This window comes from Mesorhizobium sp. M7A.F.Ca.CA.002.09.1.1, assembly GCF_003998555.1.
Classification (GTDB): Bacteria; Pseudomonadota; Alphaproteobacteria; order Rhizobiales; family Rhizobiaceae; genus Mesorhizobium; species Mesorhizobium ciceri.
On sequence record NZ_RZRR01001035.1, the window covers coordinates 1 to 1,752 of the forward strand.

1 protein-coding gene and 2 pseudogenes are annotated in these 1,752 nt (G+C 62.6%); 2 read left to right on the forward strand and 1 reads right to left on the reverse strand.

The genetic code is table 11. From position 1 onward, the window contains the following. A pseudogene (locus EN994_RS29860) lies at positions 1-369 on the reverse strand (adenine deaminase); the annotation flags it as partial. Between the two features lie 147 nt (positions 370-516). Between EN994_RS29860 and EN994_RS29865 the strand changes: the two are divergent. Beyond that, positions 517-1,368, forward strand: a complete 852-nt coding sequence (locus EN994_RS29865; protein ID WP_063168107.1) for an alpha/beta fold hydrolase — start codon at positions 517-519, stop codon at positions 1,366-1,368. Positions 1,369-1,462: 94 nt separating this feature from the next. Beyond that, a pseudogene (locus tag EN994_RS29870) lies at positions 1,463-1,752 on the forward strand (porin family protein); the annotation flags it as partial.

The window sequence follows — 1,752 nt, forward strand, 5'->3', positions numbered from 1 at the left end:
CTCGTGCGGGTCGATGAACATCGAGGTGGTGCCGTGCGGAATGACGGCCCGGCAGAACTCGGTCACCGTCACCATGCCGCTCTCGACATGCATATGCGCGTCGCAGAGGCCGGGCACCAGATAACGCCCGCCGGCATCGACCACCTTGGTGCCCTGGCCGATTGCATGGCTGGCATTGGGCCCGCAATAGGCAAAGCGCCCGCCGGCAATGGCGATGTCGGTGCCGGCGATGATCTCGCCCGAATGAACGTTCACCCAGCGGCCGTTGCGCACGACCAGGTCAGCGGGTTTGCGCCCCACGGCGACATCGACCAGATGTGTCGCCATCTCGGTCCACGGTCTGGGTTTTGCGGGCGTTGCTTTCGTCATTGGCGATTCCTCGGTTGCCGCCAGTCTCGCAAATGTCGGCGGGCGCCGCCAGAGCCGTCGGTCCGACATACCGCGTCAGGGCGAGCTTGTTGACTAATCCGGCTGGAAGGCGATGCTGACCGCGAACCGAACCATATGAGGGAAGACATGACCCGTTTTTGGAAAGCGTTCGCCATCGTTATCTTGTTCGCAGCGTCGACCACTTCTGCCGTGGCCGAGGAGCGTTGGCAGACCTTGCCGGAACCAGCGGCCATGCCCAAACCCGATCAGAGCGGATACGCGCCGGTGAACGGCATCCAGATGTACTACGCCGTTTTCGGCGCGGGCGATCCGGTGCTGCTCATCCATGGCGGCCTCGGCCACGGCGACATCTGGGCCAGCCAGGTGGCCACGCTTTCCAAGACGCACAAGGTAATCGTCGCCGACAGCCGTGGCCACGGCCGCTCCACCCGCACCGAGCAGCCCTATGGCTACGACTTGATGGCATCGGACTATCTGGCGCTGCTCGACCACCTGAAGATCGACAAGACCGCGCTTGTCGGCTGGAGCGATGGCGGCATCATCGGTATCGACATCGCACTGCATCATCCGGAGCGGCTGACAAGGCTGTTCGCGCAAGCCGCCAACGTAACCACCGACGGCCTTGATCCGGGCGTGATGACCAACAAGACCTTTGCCGCCTACATCGACCGCTCCGGCCGCGACTACAAGAAGATGTCGAAAACACCGGACCAGTATGACGCCTTCGTGGCGCAGATGAGCCACATGTGGGAGAGCGAGCCGGCGTGGAGCAAGGAACAGCTTGCCGAGATAACCACGCCGACGGCGATCGTTGCCGGCGACCACGATGAGGCGATCAAGCGCGAACACACCGACTATATCGCCTCCGCCATCCCAGGTGCGAAGCTGATCATCCTGCCCAACGCCAGTCATTTCGCCATGCTGCAAGCGCCGGATGAATATAGCCAGGCTGTGCTGGACTTCATCGATGCCAAATAGAGGATTCTGTACGGCGACAGGGGGATTGCGATTGCGGCGAATGCGGTTATCCTTCTGACGAGGATCTTTCTGAACCGTCATTTCGGGGAGTTCGATGCGTCGATTGATGGTCGCTAGTGCCGGTTTCCTTGCCGTTCTGGCCGTGCCGGCTTTTGCAGCCGACCCGGCGGTCGACGTGCCGATGACCGCGCCCGGATTCGACTGGACGGGCTATTACGCTGGTCTGCAGGCCGGCTATGGCTGGGGCCAATCCGATGTATCGGTGACAGAAGGTGCGCCATTTTCCATCGCGCCCGACATTGACGGCGGTTTTGTCGGCGGCCACGTCGCCGGCCTGTGGCAATTCGACCAGGCGGTGCTCGGCGCCGAGGCGGACCTCAGCTA

Excerpts from the sequence above, each read along its gene's own strand:
- EN994_RS29865 (WP_063168107.1), top strand. The coding sequence starts at position 517 with ATGACCCGTTTTTGGAAAGCGTTCGCCATCGTTATCTTGTTCGCAGCG.